The following is a 15,543-nucleotide window of genomic DNA, read 5'->3' as shown; positions in this document are numbered from 1 at the left end:
CTCTTGACGTTTTGCTGAAAAACAGAGTGGTGGCGCCAAAAGAAAAGGATACTCCGCAAAATCTCTGCCTTGATGCAGCATATGTGGGCAAGGAGGATACTGTACTCTCCAATGGCTTCATCCCCCACATCCGTCCACGAGGCGAAGAGAAAAAATTGATCGAAAGGGATCCTTCGTTCAAGGCACGGCGCTGGGTTGTTGAGTTAGCACATTCATGGTTCAACCGGTTTCGCAAATTGATACCACGATACGAGAAGACAGATCTCTCGTACATTGCACTCAACACATTGGCAGCCGCCATGATTGTCCTGAACAAAGTCATGGTTATTTATAGATAATCACTAAAGAAACCTGCTCACCACACTTCCACAAAAAAAGCGCCTGACCAACAGTGGTCAGGCGCTTTTTTTGTGGAGCATGGCTGTCAGGCGGAGTTTACAGCGGCCGAATCTCCACCTTATCCCGCAAATACTCCTTTACTTCGCCGATAGGCACTTCCTTGCGGTGAAAGATACCCGCCGCCAGGGCCGCCTCCGCCCTGGTTTCAGTGAAGACCTCCAGGAAGTGTTGGGCGCTGCCGGCGCCGCTGGAGGCGATCACCGGGATGGTCACCGCCGAGCGCACCGCGTTGATCAGTTCGAGATCAAAGCCCGAGTTGGTGCCATCCTTATCAATACAGTTCAGCAGAATCTCGCCCGCGCCCAATTGCTCGCAGACCTTGGCCAGGGTGACCGCATCCACCGGCCGTCCTTCGCGGCCGCCCTTGATGGTGCACTGATACCAGCAGTACCGCTCGCCGTTCGGGCCGGGAAACCGGGTTTCGATGACCGCGTGCGGCACCGCGTCCGGGCCGGTCACGTACACCCGGCGCGGGTCGATGGAGATGACCACCGCCTGGTTGCCGTACACCCGCGCGATCTGCTCGATGGAACTCAGGCCCGTGGCCCTGCCGGTTTTCAGCACCTCCTCGACGATCAGCACCGCGTCCGAACCGATGGACACCTTGTCGGCGCCGGAGCGGAAGTACTGCGAGGCCACCTCCAGCGAGCTGGAAAAACGGCCGTCGCGGTCGGTGAAATCGCGGATGCCGCCGCCGATGGTCAGGGGAACGAAGACGTTTTTCGAGGTCTGCTCCAGCACTGCGAGCATGGGCATGTCCTGAAGCGGAAAGTCGCGGAAGCCGGTAATGTTGAGAAAGGTGATCTCGTCGGCCCCCTGCTCGTAGTAGTCGCCGGCCAGTTCCACCGGCTTGCCCAGGTTGCGCACCGCACCCTCCTCGCGGACGTCGTACTGGTCACCCTTGGTAACCACCAGGTCGCCGCGGTCGTTGGCGCGCACATCGAGGCAGGCGATGATCCGCTTGGCCAAGGTGGTGGTCTGCGGGCAGGCCGCGGGCCGCACCGCCTCGCGGGTGCCGGCGAGGAAATTCTCCAGCAGCTTGAGCCCGGCACGGCCGCTCTTCTCCGGGTGGAACTGGGTGGCCACCATGGCCCCCTTCTGGATGGCGCTGACAAACTCGTAGCCGTAGTCGGTGGTGGTGAGGATGTCGTCGTTGCCGGTCGGCACCACGTGATAGGAGTGGACGAAATAGAACTTTTCGTTGCCCGTCAGGCCGTGGAACAGGGGCGAGGCCTGTCGCGCCTTGAGGCCGTTCCAGCCGATGTGGGGGATGGCCAGATCGCAGGTGAACCGCTGCACCCGGCCGGGGAGCAGGCCCAGGCCCGGTTCTTCCGGGGCCTCCTCGCTCGACTCGAACAGGGCCTGGAGGGCAACGCAGATGCCGAAGAAGGGCTTGCCGGACCGGAGATAGCGAAGCAGCGGCTCGCGCAGCCCCTTGTCCCGCAGGGTGTGCATCAGGGCGCCGAAGTTGCCGACGCCGGGAAAGACCAGCCGCTCGGCCCGGTCGATGTCCGCGCCGCTGTTGACCAGGGAAACGGTTTCGCCGAGCCGTTCGATGGCGTTGATCACCGAACGGACGTTGCCGGCGCCGTAATCGAGGAGGGTAATCATGGTTTTTTTGCTCGGATGCTTGCAAGGATGGGCCGGAGACGGTACAAGAACAGTTCTGCGCGAAAACGCGTGCTGTTTGTGCGCGCCCAAAGGGGCGCATATCTTTGCCAACCGGCCGGAAAAGGTGATTAGTAGAGCAGTTTCCGGCGCAAGTCAAGTTCATTTCCCATCGCCATGCAAGCCATCATCCTCGCCGCCGGCTACGGCACCCGACTGCGGCCCTATACTGATTTCCGGCCCAAGCCGCTGTTCCCGGTGTGCAACCAGCCGCTGCTCCACCGCCTGCTCGACCAGACGCGGGCCTGCGACTGCCGGCCCGTCGTGGTCAACTGCCACCACCTGGCGGCGCAGATCGAGGCGGCGCTGGCGTCCTGGCCCGAGGTGCTCATCCAGCGCGAGCCGGCCATCCTCGGCACCGGCGGCAGCCTGCGCCGGGCCCTGGACAGCCTGGACAACGATCCGGTGCTGGTGGTGAACGGCGATCTCTACCACGACATCGACCTGGAGCAGGTCTACCACCGGCACCTGCTCTCGAAAAACGAGGTCACCCTGGCCCTGCACGACTGCCCCCGCTTCAACAACGTCGGCATCGAGGGCGACCGGGTGCGGAGCTTCGGCGCGGACGCGGGCGGGCAACTGGCCTTCACCGGCATCCAGGTGGTCGATCCCGAGGTGATCGAGCGGATTCCGGTCGACCGGTTCCACCATATCATCGACCTCTACCGCGAACTGGCTCCGCAGGGGCGGATCGGCTTCTGCCGGGTGGACGGGGCACGCTGGCGGGATATCGGCACGCCGGCCGATTACCTCGACCTGCACCGGGAACTGCTCGCCGGGCGAGCGGACTGGCTGATCGAGCCGGGTGCCCGGATCGGCGCCGGCGTGGTTCTGGAGGACTGGGGCTGCATCGGCGCCGGCGCGGTGATCGGCGCGGGCGCGCGCCTCTGCCGCTCGGTGGTCTGGGACCGGGCCGAAGTGGCGGCGGGCAGCGTGCTGGTGGACCGGATCGTCACCGGAGATTCGCAGATCGACGCCGCCTGCGGGGCAACGCCGGAGGAGCGGCCATGAACGCCGCCGCGCTTATCGCCCTGGCCGGCGAGTTGCTCGGGGAAGCGCCGAGCCGGTGGAATGAGGCCACCGTGCAGATGCGGGAACTGGTGCCGGACGGTTCGAATCGCCGATTTTTCCGGCTGAGCGGGCAGGACTCGCCAACGATGATCGCCGTGCTGCCGCCGGAGCACGATCAGCGCGGCCAGGCCGAGGCCGCCGCCTTTGCCGCCATCGGCCGCCATCTCCGCCGGGTCGGCGCGCCGGTGCCGGAACTGTACGGTTTCGATCCGGCCACCGGGCTGGCGCTGTGCGAGGACCTAGGCGAGCGGCGGCTGTTCGAGCAGGTGGCGGAGCAGGGGCCGACCCGCAGCCTGTCCGCCTACGAAAGCGCGGTGCAGCAGTTGGCCCGGATGCAGGTGCGGGCCGCCGCCGGCTTCGATCCGGCCTGGTGCTGGGATACACCCCGCTATGACCGCCAACTGATGATCGAGCGCGAATCGGAGTATTTTCTTGCGGCCTGCTGCACTGATCTGCTCGGGCTCGATTTCGACCGCCCGGCGGTGGCGGCCGAGTGCGCCCGGCTGGCCGACGAAGCGGCCCAGGCGCCGGCGTATTTTTTTCTGCACCGCGATTTCCAGTGCCGCAACCTCATGCTCACCGACGGCGAGGTGCGGATCGTCGATTTCCAGGGCGGCCGTCTCGGGCCGCTGGCCTACGATCTGGCCTCGCTGCTGTTCGATCCCTATGCCGGCCTGCCCGAAGCCATGCAGAACCGCCTGATCGCGGCCTATCTGGCGGCCCTGCGCGAAGAATTGCCGTACGATCCCGCCCAGTTCCGCCGTGAATACCTGCTGCTGGCCCTGCAGCGCCATCTCCAGATCATCGGCGCCTTCGCCTTTCTGAGCGGAGTGCGGCGCAAGCCCTTCTTCGCCCGCTATCTCGAACCGGCCCTGGCCTCGCTCGACCGCCTGCTTGCCAAACCCGAGGCCGCCGGGTATGCTGCCCTGCATACCCTCACCGGCCAATGCCGCCAGGAGCTTCGCCAACGATCATGACCACGGAAAACGCCACCCTGGTTGCCCTTATCGGCCGCCCCAACGTGGGCAAATCCACCCTGTTCAACCGGCTGACCCGGCGCCGCGACGCCCTGGTCGACCCGACGCCCGGCGTCACCCGCGACCGCCATTACGCCACGGTGCGCTGGGAGGAGCACCCGTTCATGCTGGTCGATACCGGCGGCATCGACGACGAGGACGACACTATCACCAACCACATCCGCCACCAGGCGCTGCTGGCCGTCGACGAGGCCGACGTCATCCTGTTTCTCATGGACGGCCGCGAGGGCCTCACGCCCAGCGACATCGAGATCGTCGACCTGCTGCGCCGCACCGAGAAAAAGGTGTTCTACATCGTCAACAAGATCGACAGCCCGGAGATCGAGGACACGCTGCTGACGCCGTTCTGGGAACTCGGGGTCGAGGAGTTGTGGGCGCTGTCCGCCGATCACGGTTACGGCCTCGACACCCTGATGGCCGGCGTCCTGCCCCATCTGGAGAAGGATGCGCCCGCAGACGGCCTGCCGGACAACACCATGCGCATCGCCTTCCTCGGCCGGCCCAACGTGGGCAAGTCCTCGCTGATCAACGCCATCATCGGCCAGGAGCGGATGGTGGTTTCCGAGATCGCCGGCACCACCCGCGATTCGGTGGATACCCTGGTGAGCCGCGATCCCTACACCTACCTGCTGATCGACACCGCCGGCATCCGCCGCAAGGGCAAGACCACGGACAAGCTGGAGAAATTCTCCATCCTCAAGTCGCTGCGGGCCCTGGGCCGCTGCGATATCGCCCTGGTGCTCATCGACGCCGAGGAGGGCATCACCGAGCAGGACACCAAGGTGATCGGCTACACCCAGGAGCAGGGCAGGGCGGTGATCATCTGCCTCAACAAGTGGGATCTGATCAAGGACGACAAGAAGCGGCAGGAGCGGCTGCTGGAGGAGGTGCGGATGGCGGTGAAGTTTATCCCGTTCGCGCCGGTGCTCAAGGTTTCGGCGCTGGCCGGCACCGGTATCAAGCGGCTTTTTCCGGAGATCGGCAAGGTGCACCGCCAGTTTCACCAGCGCTTCGCCACCGCCGCCCTCAACCGGCTGCTGGCCGAGGCCGTGGCCCGGCACGAGCCGCCCTTCTATCACGGCCGCCGGCTCAAGTTCTTCTACACCGCCCAACTGGGCACAGCGCCGCCGCTGTTCGCCGTGGTGGCCAGCGATCCCAAGGGGATTCATTTCTCGTACCAGCGCTATCTCACCAACTGCTTCCGCGAGGGGCTGGGGCTGGACAAGGTGCCGGTCCGCCTGTTGTTCCGCGAACGGAGCAACCGCAAGAAGTAGCCGCCCGCGCGGGCGGACCCTTCAATCCTTGGCTGTGTCCGGCCAGTCGCAATAGGGTCTGCGGCAGAGCAGGACATTGTAATACCGGGCATCGCCGGTGACTTCCGCGCCGATCCAATCCGGCCGCTCGAACGGCTCGTTCTCGTCGGCGAGTTCGATTTCCGCCAGCACCAGGCCCCGGTTCGCCCCGAAAAATTCGTCGACCTCCCAGACATGGCCCCGGTAGGGGATGGTATAGCGCTTTTTTTCGATCTGGGGCTGCGGGCAGAGGGTGTCGAGGAGGGCGCGGGCCTCGGCCGCCGGGATTTCGTATTCGTACTCGTCGCGGCCGATGCCCGCGGTGGCACCCTTGATGGTGAGAAAGCCCCGGCCGCCGGCGAGCCGCACCCGCACGGTCCGCTTCTTGTCGGCGCAGAGATAGCCCTGGCGGTACTCGATTCCCTCGGCCAGCCCGCGCCAGCCGTCCCCTGCCAGCAGGAATTTGCGTTCGATTTCCCGGCCCATTGTGGTGTTCTCCTTGTTTCCTATGCCATTGCCGCTGCATCAGCGCAGTGCGTTTTTGGGGAGGTCATTCCGACGAGCGTAGCGAGGAGAAATCTCGTTGTGACCAGGAGATTTCTCGTTGCGCTCGGAATGACCTGTTTTCCGCACCCGCGTTTCGCCGGCAAATCATACCCTGTTTGCCGTGGAAAGAAAACGATCCGGATATTCCCTACCTTGCCCCTGCGGCTCGCGATTCCAGGGCAGGGGAGCCGGTTGTTACCGCTACTGGTAAGCCCGCCGCGTCGGGCCGGAGCAACGGCGACAATCCGGTAAGAATCGCACCGGCTCCTCTCTGTGCTTTGTTCGTTATATATCTGAATATTCGTAATTGTTATCGAAGATTCCCCCGGAACGAGGCGGGTCTTTGCTTGACACCTCCGGCCCCTCCTGGTATCACAGAGCAGACCCGATCTACTGTTCCCCCACCGGTGACCCGACCCCATGCCCTTACCCATTCTGACCCGGATCGTTCTTGCCCTGGCCGTGGTTGTCTGCGCGCAACCGTCGCGGGCTGAAGATATTGTGCTCAGCACCATCAAGGAAGCGACCCGGCAGTACGAGGCCGGCGATTATACCGGCGCGGCCTCCAATCTCGATTACGCGGCCCAACTGGTCCGGCAGCAGAAAAGCGAACGAATCAAGGCGCTTTTGCCCGAGCCACTGCCCGGATGGGAGGGCAAGGAGGCCAGCGCCCAGGCGCTGGGAGCGGCTATCCTCGGCGGCGGGGTCACGGTCAGCCGCGACTACCGGAAGGGCTCGGCCAATGTCAGCGTGGAGATCGTCTCCGATTCGCCCGTGCTGCAATCGGTGCTGATGATGGTCAACAATCCCATGTTCGCCGGCGCCGGCGGCGGCAAGCTTGAAATGGTCAAGGGGCAGCGGGCGATCCTCAAATACGACAGCGGCAAAAAGACCGGCGAACTCTACATCGTGGTGGCGGCCCGTTTCGTGGTCACCATCAAGGGGCGGCCGGCGGCCAGGGAGGACCTCCTGGCCTACGGCGAGACCATCGATTACCGGACGCTGGAGAAGAACTGATCGCCATGGCGGAAGAGCAGGGCTCTTCCCCGAACATGCACAAAATCAAACCATGCGCTCCCGGGGAGGGCTGACGAGGTTTTTCCCGCGCGAGAGTGGTTGCCCCTGTTACATCTGGTATAGAATTGGCCTTCTTCCTGTAACAGGGGTTTTTTTTATTCGCCAGGAACCTGAAGGATGCAATCCATGGGTGTTGAGGAGAAAAACAGGCAGCCCGCGCCCGCGCGGCAGGACGTGACCGACGAGGCCATCTTCAAGGTGGCCAAGGAGATCGTGGTCAAATTTATCGAGGTGGGCCGGCTGACCCCTTCGTCGTTCGAGGAGACCTTCGATCGGGTGTACAAGGCCATCCGGCGAACGGTGCGCTCCCAATGAGCGGCGGCCTGCTCGATCCGGCCCTGAACCGCGCCCCGGAGAGCCCCCGCCACATCCATCTGATCGGCATCTGCGGCACCGGCATGGCCGCGCTGGCCGCCATGCTCCAAGAGCGGGGCTACACGGTGACCGGTTCGGACCAGAACGTCTACCCGCCGATGTCCGATTTCCTCGCCCGCCTGGGGATCGAGGTAATGGCCGGGTATGCGGCCGCCAACCTCGCGGCGCGGCCCGATCTGGTGATCGTCGGCAACGTGGTGCGCATCACCAACCCCGAGGCGGTGGCACTGGCCGAACTGGGCCTGCCGTACCTTTCCATGCCCCAGGCCCTGGGCCATTTCTTTCTGGCGGACAAGCGCTCCCTGGTGGTGGCCGGCACCCACGGCAAAACCACCACCTCCTCGCTGCTCGCCACCACGCTCCATCGCCTCGGCTCCAGCCCCGGTTTCCTGATCGGCGGCCTGGTCGAGGCCTTCGGCCGCAACGCCTGCGCCGGCGCCGGTCCGTATTTCGTGGTCGAGGGCGACGAATACGACACCGCCTTTTTCAACAAGGTGTCGAAATTCCAGCACTACCGGCCCCATTGCGCTATCCTCACCTCGGTGGAGTTCGACCACGCCGATATTTTCCCCGATCTGGCGGCGATCAGGGCTTCCTTTGCCGAATTCATCGGCCGCATCCCGGCCGACGGTGCCCTGGTGGCCTGCCTGGACGATCCGGTGGTGGCCGAACTGGCGAGCGCGGCCCGCTGCCCGGTCATCGGCTACGGCACCGGCGCAGCCTGCGAGTGGCAACTGACCGATCTGCGCGCGCACGGCCTGGCCATCGATTTCGCGGTCACCCGCCGAGGCACGGTGCTGGGCCGCTGCATCCTGCCCATGCCGGGCCGGCACAACGGCCTCAATGCCCTGGCGGTAATCGCCTTGCTGCACCATCTCGGCTTTGCCTTTGACGCCATCGTCGCCGGCTTGGCCGCCTTCGAGGGCGTGAAGCGGCGGCAGCAGGTCCGTGGCGTGGTCCGTGGCGTCACCGTGATCGACGATTTCGCCCATCATCCCACCGCGGTGCGCGAAACCCTGCATGCCCTGCGCCTGGCCTGGCCGGAGAACCGGCTAATCGTGGTGTTCGAACCGCGGACCAACTCCAGCCGCCGGGCCGTGTTTCAGGAGGAATACGCCCGCGTCTTCGGCGATGCCGACCAGGTGTTGGTCCGCGAGCATGTGCCGCTCGACAGCCTGCCGATGAGCGAGCAGTTTTCGTCGGTCCGGCTGGCGGCGGATCTCAGGGAGCAGGGCATCGCGGCCCGGGCCTTTCCCGACACCGAGGCCATTCTGGCCGACCTGGACCGCACCTGCCGCAGCGGTGATAGAGTGGTCATCCTTTCCAACGGCGGTTTCGACGGCATCCACGAGCGGTTGCTGGCGCAGCTCGGCCGTCGGGCGTGATCTGTTCCCGTAGGGTCGGGGGAGAGAAGAAGGCCCGTTGCGGGCGGATTGAGCGCAGGAAACAATGCGCGGGGTGCGGGGCGAACGAGAGGCGGGCGGGAGTCGGTCCGGCGTGCGCGACCTGAGGGTCACCAATCTCCGCAGAACTGCGAAACCGTGAAGTGCAGTTCGGTGATCAGGGCCCGGTAATCGGTGGTCCGGTCCCCGCTCTTGCAGCCCTGCTCGATGGTGTGGGCGGCTTCGGCCAAATCGGTGAGGCCCATGTTGAGCAGGGCGCCCTTGACCGCGTGGCTGGCCCTGCCGAGCTGTGCCATGTCGCCGGCTTCGGCCAGTTCGGCCAGGCGGCTCATGTGGGAGCGCAGGGTGGCGGCGAACACCGGGATCATGGCCTCGGTCTTTTCGTCACTCAAGAGATAGGCGGTTTTGAGATGCTGCCTGATGAGGTGCAGATAGGCCGCGCGATCCATATGTGGTACCTCCAGGACCATGCCTTTTTCTGATTGTCTCTGTCGCCAACGCCGCCCATTTTCCCATGAGAGTGACGGATCGGTCAAGCGAGAAAACAGTGCTGCACCCCTTTGAATATCGAATCTGCCAGGACATCGTCCGCGGGGAGTTGGTGGATGCGGGCGGCCGCCTGCTGGTCGGGGTGTCCGGCGGCGCCGATTCCATGGGCCTGCTGCACGTGCTGGCCGCGTTACGGGAACGCTTCCACCTCGCGCTCGTGGCCGCGTACATCGATCACGGTCTGCGGCCCGACGAAACCCCCGCCGAATGGGCCTGCGTGCGCACGGCCGCCGATCGTCTCGGCATCGATTGCGTCCGCATGGCGGTGGATGTCCACGGCGTGGCGGCAGCCGGCCGGCTTTCCCTGGAGCATGCGGCCAGGGAGGCGCGTTACCGCGCCTTTGCCGAACTGGCCGGGCAATGGTCGACCGACATGCTGGCCGTGGCGCATACCGCCGACGATCAGGCGGAGGAGGTGTTGCTGCGCCTGTTCCGGGGAGGCGGCGGCAGGGCTCTGGCCGGCATGCGGCCGCGGGTGGCCCATTTGATCCGGCCGCTGCTCGGGGTCCGCAAGGAGGAGGTGCTCACTTACCTGGCGGACAGGAACATCGGCTATTGCCACGATTCGAGCAACGACGACCGCCGTTTTCTCCGCAACCGCATCCGGCTCGACCTCCTGCCGCTGCTGGAGGCCGAATACGACCCGGGCATCCGCGCCGCCCTGCTCAAGACCGCCGCCAACCTCGGCGAGGACGAGAACCTGCTCGAATCTTTGCTCGCCGAGCAGTGGGAGAAAGTGGTCGACCTCTCCCCGCCCGATGGAGGCGGCCATCCCACCTGCCGCCTCGACCGCGTGGCCTTTCGGAGCCTCCATCCGGCCCTGCAGCGCCGCCTGCTCGAACGGCTGCTCTGGACCCTGGGCACCACCGCCCGCTATCGGCAGATCATGGCCCTGTTGGCCGCCGCCCGCACAGGCCGGACCGGCAGCGAACTGCACCTGAGCCGGGGCCTGCGGGTGGCCGTCCACCGCGACCATCTGCTCTTCTCCTTTCCCCTCGGTCAGGGGGCCTGGCGCGGCCGTCTGTCCACCCCCTGATCGTTCCTCTTTCCTTCCTTTTTTGCCTTCGACAATTTTGTCGAGCTGAAGCCGCCGGTTGTCGAGCCGCTCTGTGGCCGGGCTGGTCTTTTTTCGTCTATCTGGTTGTCTTGTCGTCTCAATGATTGCATTCTTCATTGGCATGGAAGTTGATTTGAAGGGGGCAAACAGGAAACCGTTCCCCGGCATGGAGAGAACGGTGGCCGGAACACGACCCACAACCGATGAGGTGATATGATGAACGCAATGAAAAAGACGCTGCTGGCACTGTGCTGCCTGGCCATGACGGCCGGCGCCGCTTGGGCGGTGGATTACTCCGCCCTGTCCAATGACGAGTTGAGCGCCAGGCGGGGCACCATGTACAACGCCAGCCCGGAGGAGTGGAACGCCTTCCACACCGAGTGGTGGAAGCGGCTCAGCCAGATGAGTCCGGAGGAGCGGCAGAAATACATGGGGCCGGGCATGGGGCGCGGCATGGGGAAAGGCAAGGGCATGGGCCGGGGATGCTGGTGCCCGTGCTGGAGCGGCCCGGCACCGGTGGCCCAGCCTCCTGCAGGGAAAACGCCCGCGCCGGCACCGAGCAAATAAGCGCTCGCCACCCACCGGCGTCGAGCAAGCCACGTGACGGCAGCGGCGCCGGTTTTTTTATCCTTTTTTCGTTATTCCCAGCCGTTCCATCTTGTAGCGCAGAACCCGCTCGCTGATGCCCAGGTCGGCGGCGGCCCTGGTTTGCACCCACTGGTGGCGTTCCAGGGCCTCGATCAGCAACTGCCGTTCCACCTCGGCCAGGCGATGGACAAGGTCGCCCTCGGCCACCGGTCCCCGATACTCCCGGATCTCCGGTGGCAGGTCGCGCAGGCCGATCTGCGGCGAGCGGGCCAGGGTGACGGTCCGCTGGAGGATGTGCTCCAACTCGCGGACATTGCCTGGAAAATGGTACTTGGCCAGTTGCTGCATGGCCTGGTCGTCCAGCACGGCAGGGCTGCCGAACTTGGCCAGGAAAAAGCGGACCAGTTCCGGAATCTCCTCCTTGCGCCGACGCAGGGGCGGGATCTCGATGGCGATCACGTTGAGCCGGAAATAGAGGTCCTCGCGGAAGTTGCCGTCCGCCGCCATCTGCCTGAGGTCGCGGTTGGTCGCCGCCACGATGCGGACATCCACGGGAACCGGCTGCTCGCCGCCCACCCGGCGGATGGTCTGTTCCTGGAGGGAGCGCAGCAGTTTGGCCTGCACCGCCAGGGGCAGTTCGCCGACCTCGTCGAGCAGGAGCGTCCCCCGATGGGCCTGCTCGAACACCCCGCGCCGCCGGTTGATCGCACCGGTGAACGCGCCCTTCTCATGGCCGAACAGTTCGGATTCGAACAGCCCCTCCGGCACGGCGGCGCAGTTGAGGGCCACGAACGGCTGCTCTTTTCGCGGGCTGAGCAGGTGGAGCAGGCGGGCGATCAGCTCTTTGCCGGTGCCGGTCTCGCCCTGGAGGAGCACGGTCCAGGGGCTGGGCGCGGCCCGCAGCACCAGGGAGAGCACGTGGCGCATGGCCGGGCTGGCGGCGATCAGCTTGACCGGCAGGGCTGCGGTGTCGATGGCTGCCTCCACCCGCGCCGCATCGCCGGCGATATAGAGCCGTTCCTCGATGGCCCCGATCCGGGCCAGCAGCAGCTGCAGATCCACCGGTTTTTCCAGGAAATCGTCCGCCCCCAGTTGCATGGCCCTCACCGCGGTGTCGACCGCGCCGTAGGCGGTAATCATGATCACCCGCACCAGGGGATTGCGCTCCTTCATCCGCGCCAGCACCTCATCGCCGGCCATGCCGGGCATGCGGTGGTCGAGCAGGACCAGATCGACCGGCTCGGCCATGAACCGCTGGAGCGCGTCTTCGCCGCTGGCCGCCTCGACCACGGCATGGCCCTGTTTGGCGAGAAAGCCGGCCAGCAGACCCCGTTGCAGGGACTCGTCGTCGACGATGAGAATGTTCACGGTGCCTGGCCTCCTTGTCCGGCCGCCTGGGCATCGTGGCCGGGTTGGCCGCTCGGCGGGATGCGGGGCAGGGCGATGCGCACGGTCAGGCGGTGCTGCTGCCGGTCGACGGCGATGTCCATGCTGCCGCCGTGGGCCTCGGCGATTCGGCGGCAGAGGGCCAGGCCCAGGCCGCTGCCCCTGGTCTTGGTGGTGAAGTAGGGCTCGCCCATCCGTTCGATCTGCTCGTCGCTGGGCAGTTGGCCGCCGCTGGTCACGGTCAGCTCCGTTCCCTGGACGGTCGCAATCAGGTCGAAGCGGAGAAGGCCTCCGTCCGGCTGGGCCTCGATGCCGTTCTTCAGCAGATTTTCCAGCAGTTCGGCGATCAGGTCGGGATCGGCGGTGATGGCGGTGCGGCAGCTGTCGCTGACCGTGACCTCGATCCCCTGGTCGGAGCAGCGCTGTTGATACAGGGGCAGCAGCCGCTGCAGAAGTTCGCTGGGGACGACCGGCCCCGGCCGCGGTCGCAGGGTCCGGGTGAAGCGCTGCAACTCGTTGACAATGGTCCCGGCCCGCTGGACCGCCTCGGCCATGGCCTCGATCAGTTGCCGCTGCTCCGCGTCGAGCTGGGGCGACTCCAGGCGCAACCGCTGCACCCCCATGCTGATGGCGTTGAGCGGGTTGCGGACCTCGTGGGCGATGGTGGCCGTGGCCCGGCCCAGGGCAGCCGCCTCGTGTTCCCTGGCCAGCAGCCGTTCGAAGCTGCGGGTCCGGACGAGATCCGCCTTCTGGGCGCGGTAGAGCAGCCAGGAGAAAAAGAAGCCGAGCCCCAGCAGCAGGGCGGCAAACAGGAAGAACTGGTGCCGCATCTGCTCGATCCGGCGGCGATGGTTGGTGGCGTCCAGCCCCACCACCAAGGTGCCCATGGGCGTGGCCAGGCTCGCCTCGGCCGTGTGCCGGCCGGCCGCATCCAGCAGCCGGACCGCTTCGTTTGCCGCCAGACCGGCTTCCAGGCGGACGAAGTGGATGCCGGGCAGGCCGGAAAGGGTGGCCAGCAGGGCGGGCAGGGAGGTTTTCCGCTGAAGTTCGACAATGGCCTCGGCATTGAGCCCGATGCGGATACAGCGCAGGCCGGGACTCGTCGCCGGGGCGACCAGCAGCGCGGTCCGGCGTTCCTGGTCGTAGCGGACCTTGCCGTCAGCCGCATCGCAGGTCGTGTCCGCCGTCCGCCACGTTTCCGGCCCGGCGCTCGCCCTGCCGTCCGTCCGCACCAGGCCGATGCCGAGCAGGCCTGTTTCCCTGGCCAGGGCCGCCAGCTCCTCGGGCTGGAGCGGGTCGATACCGTAGAGGTAGTCGACGAACCGGGCCTTGTCGCGGAGCAGGGTGGTCACCACCGTATCGACGGTGGTCTGCGCCAGGGTGGCATTGCGCAGGTTCTCCTCGATGATGGCGGCGATCATGCGGGAGCGGGCCAGGGTATTGCGTTCGAGATCGTGGTCGAGCGCCAGCATCTGCCAGAAAAACACGGCCAGCACCAGCACGATCAGCAGGCCGAAACCGGCCAGGTTCATGGCCCAGGAGGGCAACGGCAGCGCTTTCACGGATTGGCCCACGGGCCGCCGCCGTGGCGGTGGCGATGCTGGCCGCAGTGTCCGCCGCCGCGGCACATACCCAGCCGGGCGCGCACCCCGGTGGGGTCCTGGCGGTAGCGGTGCCTGAGATGCTGGTACTCTTCGCCGGCTTCGGCCCGGTTCTCCTCGCCGGCGGGCTGCCCGCCGGCTTCGGCGGTGGCCGTGTCCTGCGGCACGGTCGTCGCTGCGGCCGGGGGTGGTTCGGTTGTCTCGGTCGCCCGGCCATCGAACGCCAGCCCGATGAGGAGCAGAAAGAGCAGAAAAAGGGCGCGGTTGCGGGGCGATGGCGTCATGTCGGCGAGTCGGTTCATGCGGGTGTGGCTGCCGTTGGGCGATGATGTGCGGTCGCTGTGCACCGATCGCGCTGCCCCCGGTCCGTTCGGCCGGGGACGGACGGCATGTGCCTGCATCAAACACGAAGCACTATACATGCCAATTGCCCGTATCGGTAGCATTTCCTCGCCTGCCGGCGCCTGCCGTGCGCACGGCGGGAAATGCTCGCCGTTTTGGTTCGACATAATTGTCGAGGCGTGGACCATCATGGTCCTCCATTCGATAACCTGCCCACACCGGGCTTGAAAAACCCCGGCGGGTTGCCTATAACCAGGACAATCCGATTGCATTCCGACAAGCGAGGGGCGAGATGACTGAAGCATTTCAGGATATCAGTGTGGAGCAGTTGCGCGAGTATATGGCGCGGCACGGCGAAAACGAATATCTGCTGGTCGATGTCCGCCAGCCCGACGAGTACGCAAAGGGGCATATTCCCGGCGCCATCCTCATCCCGCTGGGCGAGCTGCCCGACCGCTTGCAGGAGCTGCCCGTGGACAAGGACATCGTCGTTTATTGCCGCTCCGGCAAACGGTCGAAGGGCGCTGCGATCTTCATCGGTTCCCGGCCCTACGTGGCCGGGACCGTGTTCAACATGGCGGGCGGCATCCTCGCCTGGAACGGGCAGCTTCTGCCGTCTTTTCCCGCTCTCAGGGTTTTTGATCTGGAGGGCGGCGACGAGGCGATCCTGCTCCGGGCGATGGAGCTCGAACGGGGCGCGGAGGTATTCTACACCGCGCTCTGCCGGCGATACGGCACGGTTGCCTGGATCGGAATCGTTTCGGCGCTCGCCGAGGCTGAAGCGGCCCACGCCCGGCTGATCTACGGGTTCTGGGCCGAGAAGCAGGCCGAGCCGCCGCCGTTCGCCACCCTCTACGGCCAGATGGCCGGCGACATCGTCGAGGGCGGTCTGCCTGCCGCCGCCCTCCTGGCCGCAGTGGAGGCGCAGCCGCAGCACCCCTGCCGCGCCGTGCTGGAAATGGCGCTGACTGTCGAATACGCAGCCTACGATCTGTACCGCGCCATGGCGCATCGCTTTCTGGACACACCCATGGAGATAACGTTCAACACCATCGCCGAGGCGGAAAAAGAACACATGCGGTTGGCGGCCCGAGCCCTGGCGCAATGCGGGGAGCCATGAGAGATTTCTTGCAGGAAAAACAATCCGATGGT

General features: G+C 65.7%; 16 protein-coding genes. 10 read left to right on the top strand and 6 right to left on the bottom strand.

The features are described from left to right. Window positions 1-338: transposase (locus Q362_RS0114730; RefSeq protein ID WP_035216956.1), on the top strand; the 338-nt coding region annotated here is incomplete at its 5' end. Between the two features lie 97 nt (window positions 339-435). Here the strand turns inward: Q362_RS0114730 and Q362_RS0114725 are convergent. Continuing rightward, window positions 436-2,010 carry an imidazole glycerol phosphate synthase HisHF gene (locus Q362_RS0114725; protein WP_028319303.1) on the bottom strand — a complete coding sequence of 525 codons (1,575 nt, stop codon included), beginning with the start codon at window positions 2,008-2,010 and terminating at the stop codon, window positions 436-438. 174 nt (window positions 2,011-2,184) lie between these two features. On the opposite strand from Q362_RS0114725, the gene Q362_RS20965 reads away from it, so the two are divergent. The 3 genes from Q362_RS20965 to der are packed head-to-tail and all read left to right on the top strand — an operon-like array spanning window position 2,185 to window position 5,449. Further along, a complete protein-coding gene (locus tag Q362_RS20965) occupies window positions 2,185-3,078 on the top strand; it encodes a nucleotidyltransferase family protein (protein WP_051554366.1) in 894 nt (297 codons plus the stop codon). Continuing rightward, the gene (locus Q362_RS20960; RefSeq protein ID WP_051554365.1) at window positions 3,075-4,115 is read left to right on the top strand and encodes an aminoglycoside phosphotransferase family protein; all 1,041 of its coding nucleotides are present in this window, start codon (window positions 3,075-3,077) and stop codon (window positions 4,113-4,115) included. The genes Q362_RS20965 and Q362_RS20960 overlap by 4 nt, the downstream gene beginning before the upstream one ends. Next, window positions 4,112-5,449: a ribosome biogenesis GTPase Der gene (gene der, locus Q362_RS0114710; RefSeq protein ID WP_028319302.1), complete on the top strand. Its 1,338-nt coding sequence runs from the start codon at window positions 4,112-4,114 to the stop codon at window positions 5,447-5,449. Before Q362_RS20960 ends, der begins: the two co-directional genes overlap by 4 nt. Before the next feature lie 21 nt (window positions 5,450-5,470). On the opposite strand, the gene Q362_RS0114705 is transcribed toward der, so the two are convergent. Beyond that, window positions 5,471-5,953: a CYTH domain-containing protein gene (locus tag Q362_RS0114705; RefSeq protein ID WP_028319301.1), complete on the bottom strand. Its 483-nt coding sequence runs from the start codon at window positions 5,951-5,953 to the stop codon at window positions 5,471-5,473. 480 nt (window positions 5,954-6,433) lie between these two features. On the opposite strand from Q362_RS0114705, the gene Q362_RS0114700 reads away from it, so the two are divergent. The 3 genes from Q362_RS0114700 (at window position 6,434) to mpl (ending at window position 8,850) form a co-directional block, all read left to right on the top strand. Further along, window positions 6,434-7,030 (top strand): hypothetical protein, encoded by a 597-nt coding sequence (locus tag Q362_RS0114700; protein WP_028319300.1) that lies wholly within the window; start codon window positions 6,434-6,436, stop codon window positions 7,028-7,030. A 186-nt stretch (window positions 7,031-7,216) separates the two neighbouring features. After that, window positions 7,217-7,405 carry a hypothetical protein gene (locus Q362_RS20955; protein WP_051554368.1) on the top strand — a complete coding sequence of 63 codons (189 nt, stop codon included), beginning with the start codon at window positions 7,217-7,219 and terminating at the stop codon, window positions 7,403-7,405. Further along, window positions 7,402-8,850 (top strand): UDP-N-acetylmuramate:L-alanyl-gamma-D-glutamyl-meso-diaminopimelate ligase, encoded by a 1,449-nt coding sequence (gene mpl, locus Q362_RS0114690; protein WP_028319299.1) that lies wholly within the window; start codon window positions 7,402-7,404, stop codon window positions 8,848-8,850. Before Q362_RS20955 ends, mpl begins: the two co-directional genes overlap by 4 nt. 128 nt (window positions 8,851-8,978) lie before the next feature. On the opposite strand, the gene Q362_RS0114685 is transcribed toward mpl, so the two are convergent. Further along, the gene (locus tag Q362_RS0114685) at window positions 8,979-9,317 is read right to left on the bottom strand and encodes an Hpt domain-containing protein (RefSeq protein WP_028319298.1); all 339 of its coding nucleotides are present in this window, start codon (window positions 9,315-9,317) and stop codon (window positions 8,979-8,981) included. Window positions 9,318-9,415: 98 nt separating this feature from the next. Here Q362_RS0114685 and tilS point away from each other — a divergent pair, with 98 nt between their 5' ends. Together tilS and Q362_RS0114675 are read left to right on the top strand one after the other, a co-directional pair. Further along, window positions 9,416-10,453, top strand: a complete 1,038-nt coding sequence (tilS, locus tag Q362_RS20950; RefSeq protein ID WP_051554364.1) for a tRNA lysidine(34) synthetase TilS — start codon at window positions 9,416-9,418, stop codon at window positions 10,451-10,453. 234 nt (window positions 10,454-10,687) lie between these two features. Beyond that, window positions 10,688-11,041: a hypothetical protein gene (locus tag Q362_RS0114675; protein WP_028319297.1), complete on the top strand. Its 354-nt coding sequence runs from the start codon at window positions 10,688-10,690 to the stop codon at window positions 11,039-11,041. A gap of 57 nt (window positions 11,042-11,098) precedes the next feature. Here Q362_RS0114675 and Q362_RS0114670 read toward each other — a convergent pair whose 3' ends face one another. From Q362_RS0114670 to Q362_RS0114660, 3 genes are read right to left on the bottom strand one after another with little or no spacing between them, the layout of a single operon-like run. Then, entirely contained in the window at window positions 11,099-12,430 is a 1,332-nt protein-coding gene (locus Q362_RS0114670; protein WP_028319296.1) for a sigma-54-dependent transcriptional regulator, read from the bottom strand. Next, the gene (locus Q362_RS0114665) at window positions 12,427-14,022 is read right to left on the bottom strand and encodes a sensor histidine kinase (protein ID WP_028319295.1); all 1,596 of its coding nucleotides are present in this window, start codon (window positions 14,020-14,022) and stop codon (window positions 12,427-12,429) included. The genes Q362_RS0114670 and Q362_RS0114665 overlap by 4 nt, the downstream gene beginning before the upstream one ends. After that, window positions 14,007-14,351 (bottom strand): hypothetical protein, encoded by a 345-nt coding sequence (locus Q362_RS0114660; RefSeq protein WP_028319294.1) that lies wholly within the window; start codon window positions 14,349-14,351, stop codon window positions 14,007-14,009. Before Q362_RS0114660 ends, Q362_RS0114665 begins: the two co-directional genes overlap by 16 nt. Before the next feature lie 332 nt (window positions 14,352-14,683). On the opposite strand from Q362_RS0114660, the gene Q362_RS0114655 reads away from it, so the two are divergent. Continuing rightward, window positions 14,684-15,511, top strand: a complete 828-nt coding sequence (locus Q362_RS0114655; protein WP_028319293.1) for a rhodanese-like domain-containing protein — start codon at window positions 14,684-14,686, stop codon at window positions 15,509-15,511. Window positions 15,512-15,543 lie beyond the last annotated feature (32 nt).

It is taken from the genome of Desulfobulbus elongatus DSM 2908 (assembly GCF_000621145.1).
GTDB classification, from domain to species: Bacteria; Desulfobacterota; Desulfobulbia; order Desulfobulbales; family Desulfobulbaceae; genus Desulfobulbus; species Desulfobulbus elongatus.
Note: the sequence above shows the minus strand (reverse complement) of the source record. Positions and strands in the feature narration are given on the sequence as shown.

Bases quoted from the DNA above. Each gene is read 5' to 3' on its own strand.
- Q362_RS0114725 (WP_028319303.1), bottom strand. From the start codon at position 2,010: ATGATTACCCTCCTCGATTACGGCGCCGGCAACGTCCGTTCGGTGATC.
- Q362_RS20965 (WP_051554366.1), top strand. From the start codon at position 2,185: ATGCAAGCCATCATCCTCGCCGCCGGCTACGGCACCCGACTGCGGCCC.
- Q362_RS20960 (WP_051554365.1), top strand. From the start codon at position 3,075: ATGAACGCCGCCGCGCTTATCGCCCTGGCCGGCGAGTTGCTCGGGGAA.
- der (WP_028319302.1), top strand. From the start codon at position 4,112: ATGACCACGGAAAACGCCACCCTGGTTGCCCTTATCGGCCGCCCCAAC.
- Q362_RS0114705 (WP_028319301.1), bottom strand. From the start codon at position 5,953: ATGGGCCGGGAAATCGAACGCAAATTCCTGCTGGCAGGGGACGGCTGG.
- Q362_RS0114700 (WP_028319300.1), top strand. From the start codon at position 6,434: ATGCCCTTACCCATTCTGACCCGGATCGTTCTTGCCCTGGCCGTGGTT.
- Q362_RS20955 (WP_051554368.1), top strand. From the start codon at position 7,217: ATGGGTGTTGAGGAGAAAAACAGGCAGCCCGCGCCCGCGCGGCAGGAC.
- mpl (WP_028319299.1), top strand. From the start codon at position 7,402: ATGAGCGGCGGCCTGCTCGATCCGGCCCTGAACCGCGCCCCGGAGAGC.
- Q362_RS0114685 (WP_028319298.1), bottom strand. From the start codon at position 9,317: ATGGATCGCGCGGCCTATCTGCACCTCATCAGGCAGCATCTCAAAACC.
- Q362_RS0114675 (WP_028319297.1), top strand. From the start codon at position 10,688: ATGATGAACGCAATGAAAAAGACGCTGCTGGCACTGTGCTGCCTGGCC.
- Q362_RS0114660 (WP_028319294.1), bottom strand. From the start codon at position 14,351: ATGAACCGACTCGCCGACATGACGCCATCGCCCCGCAACCGCGCCCTT.
- Q362_RS0114655 (WP_028319293.1), top strand. From the start codon at position 14,684: ATGACTGAAGCATTTCAGGATATCAGTGTGGAGCAGTTGCGCGAGTAT.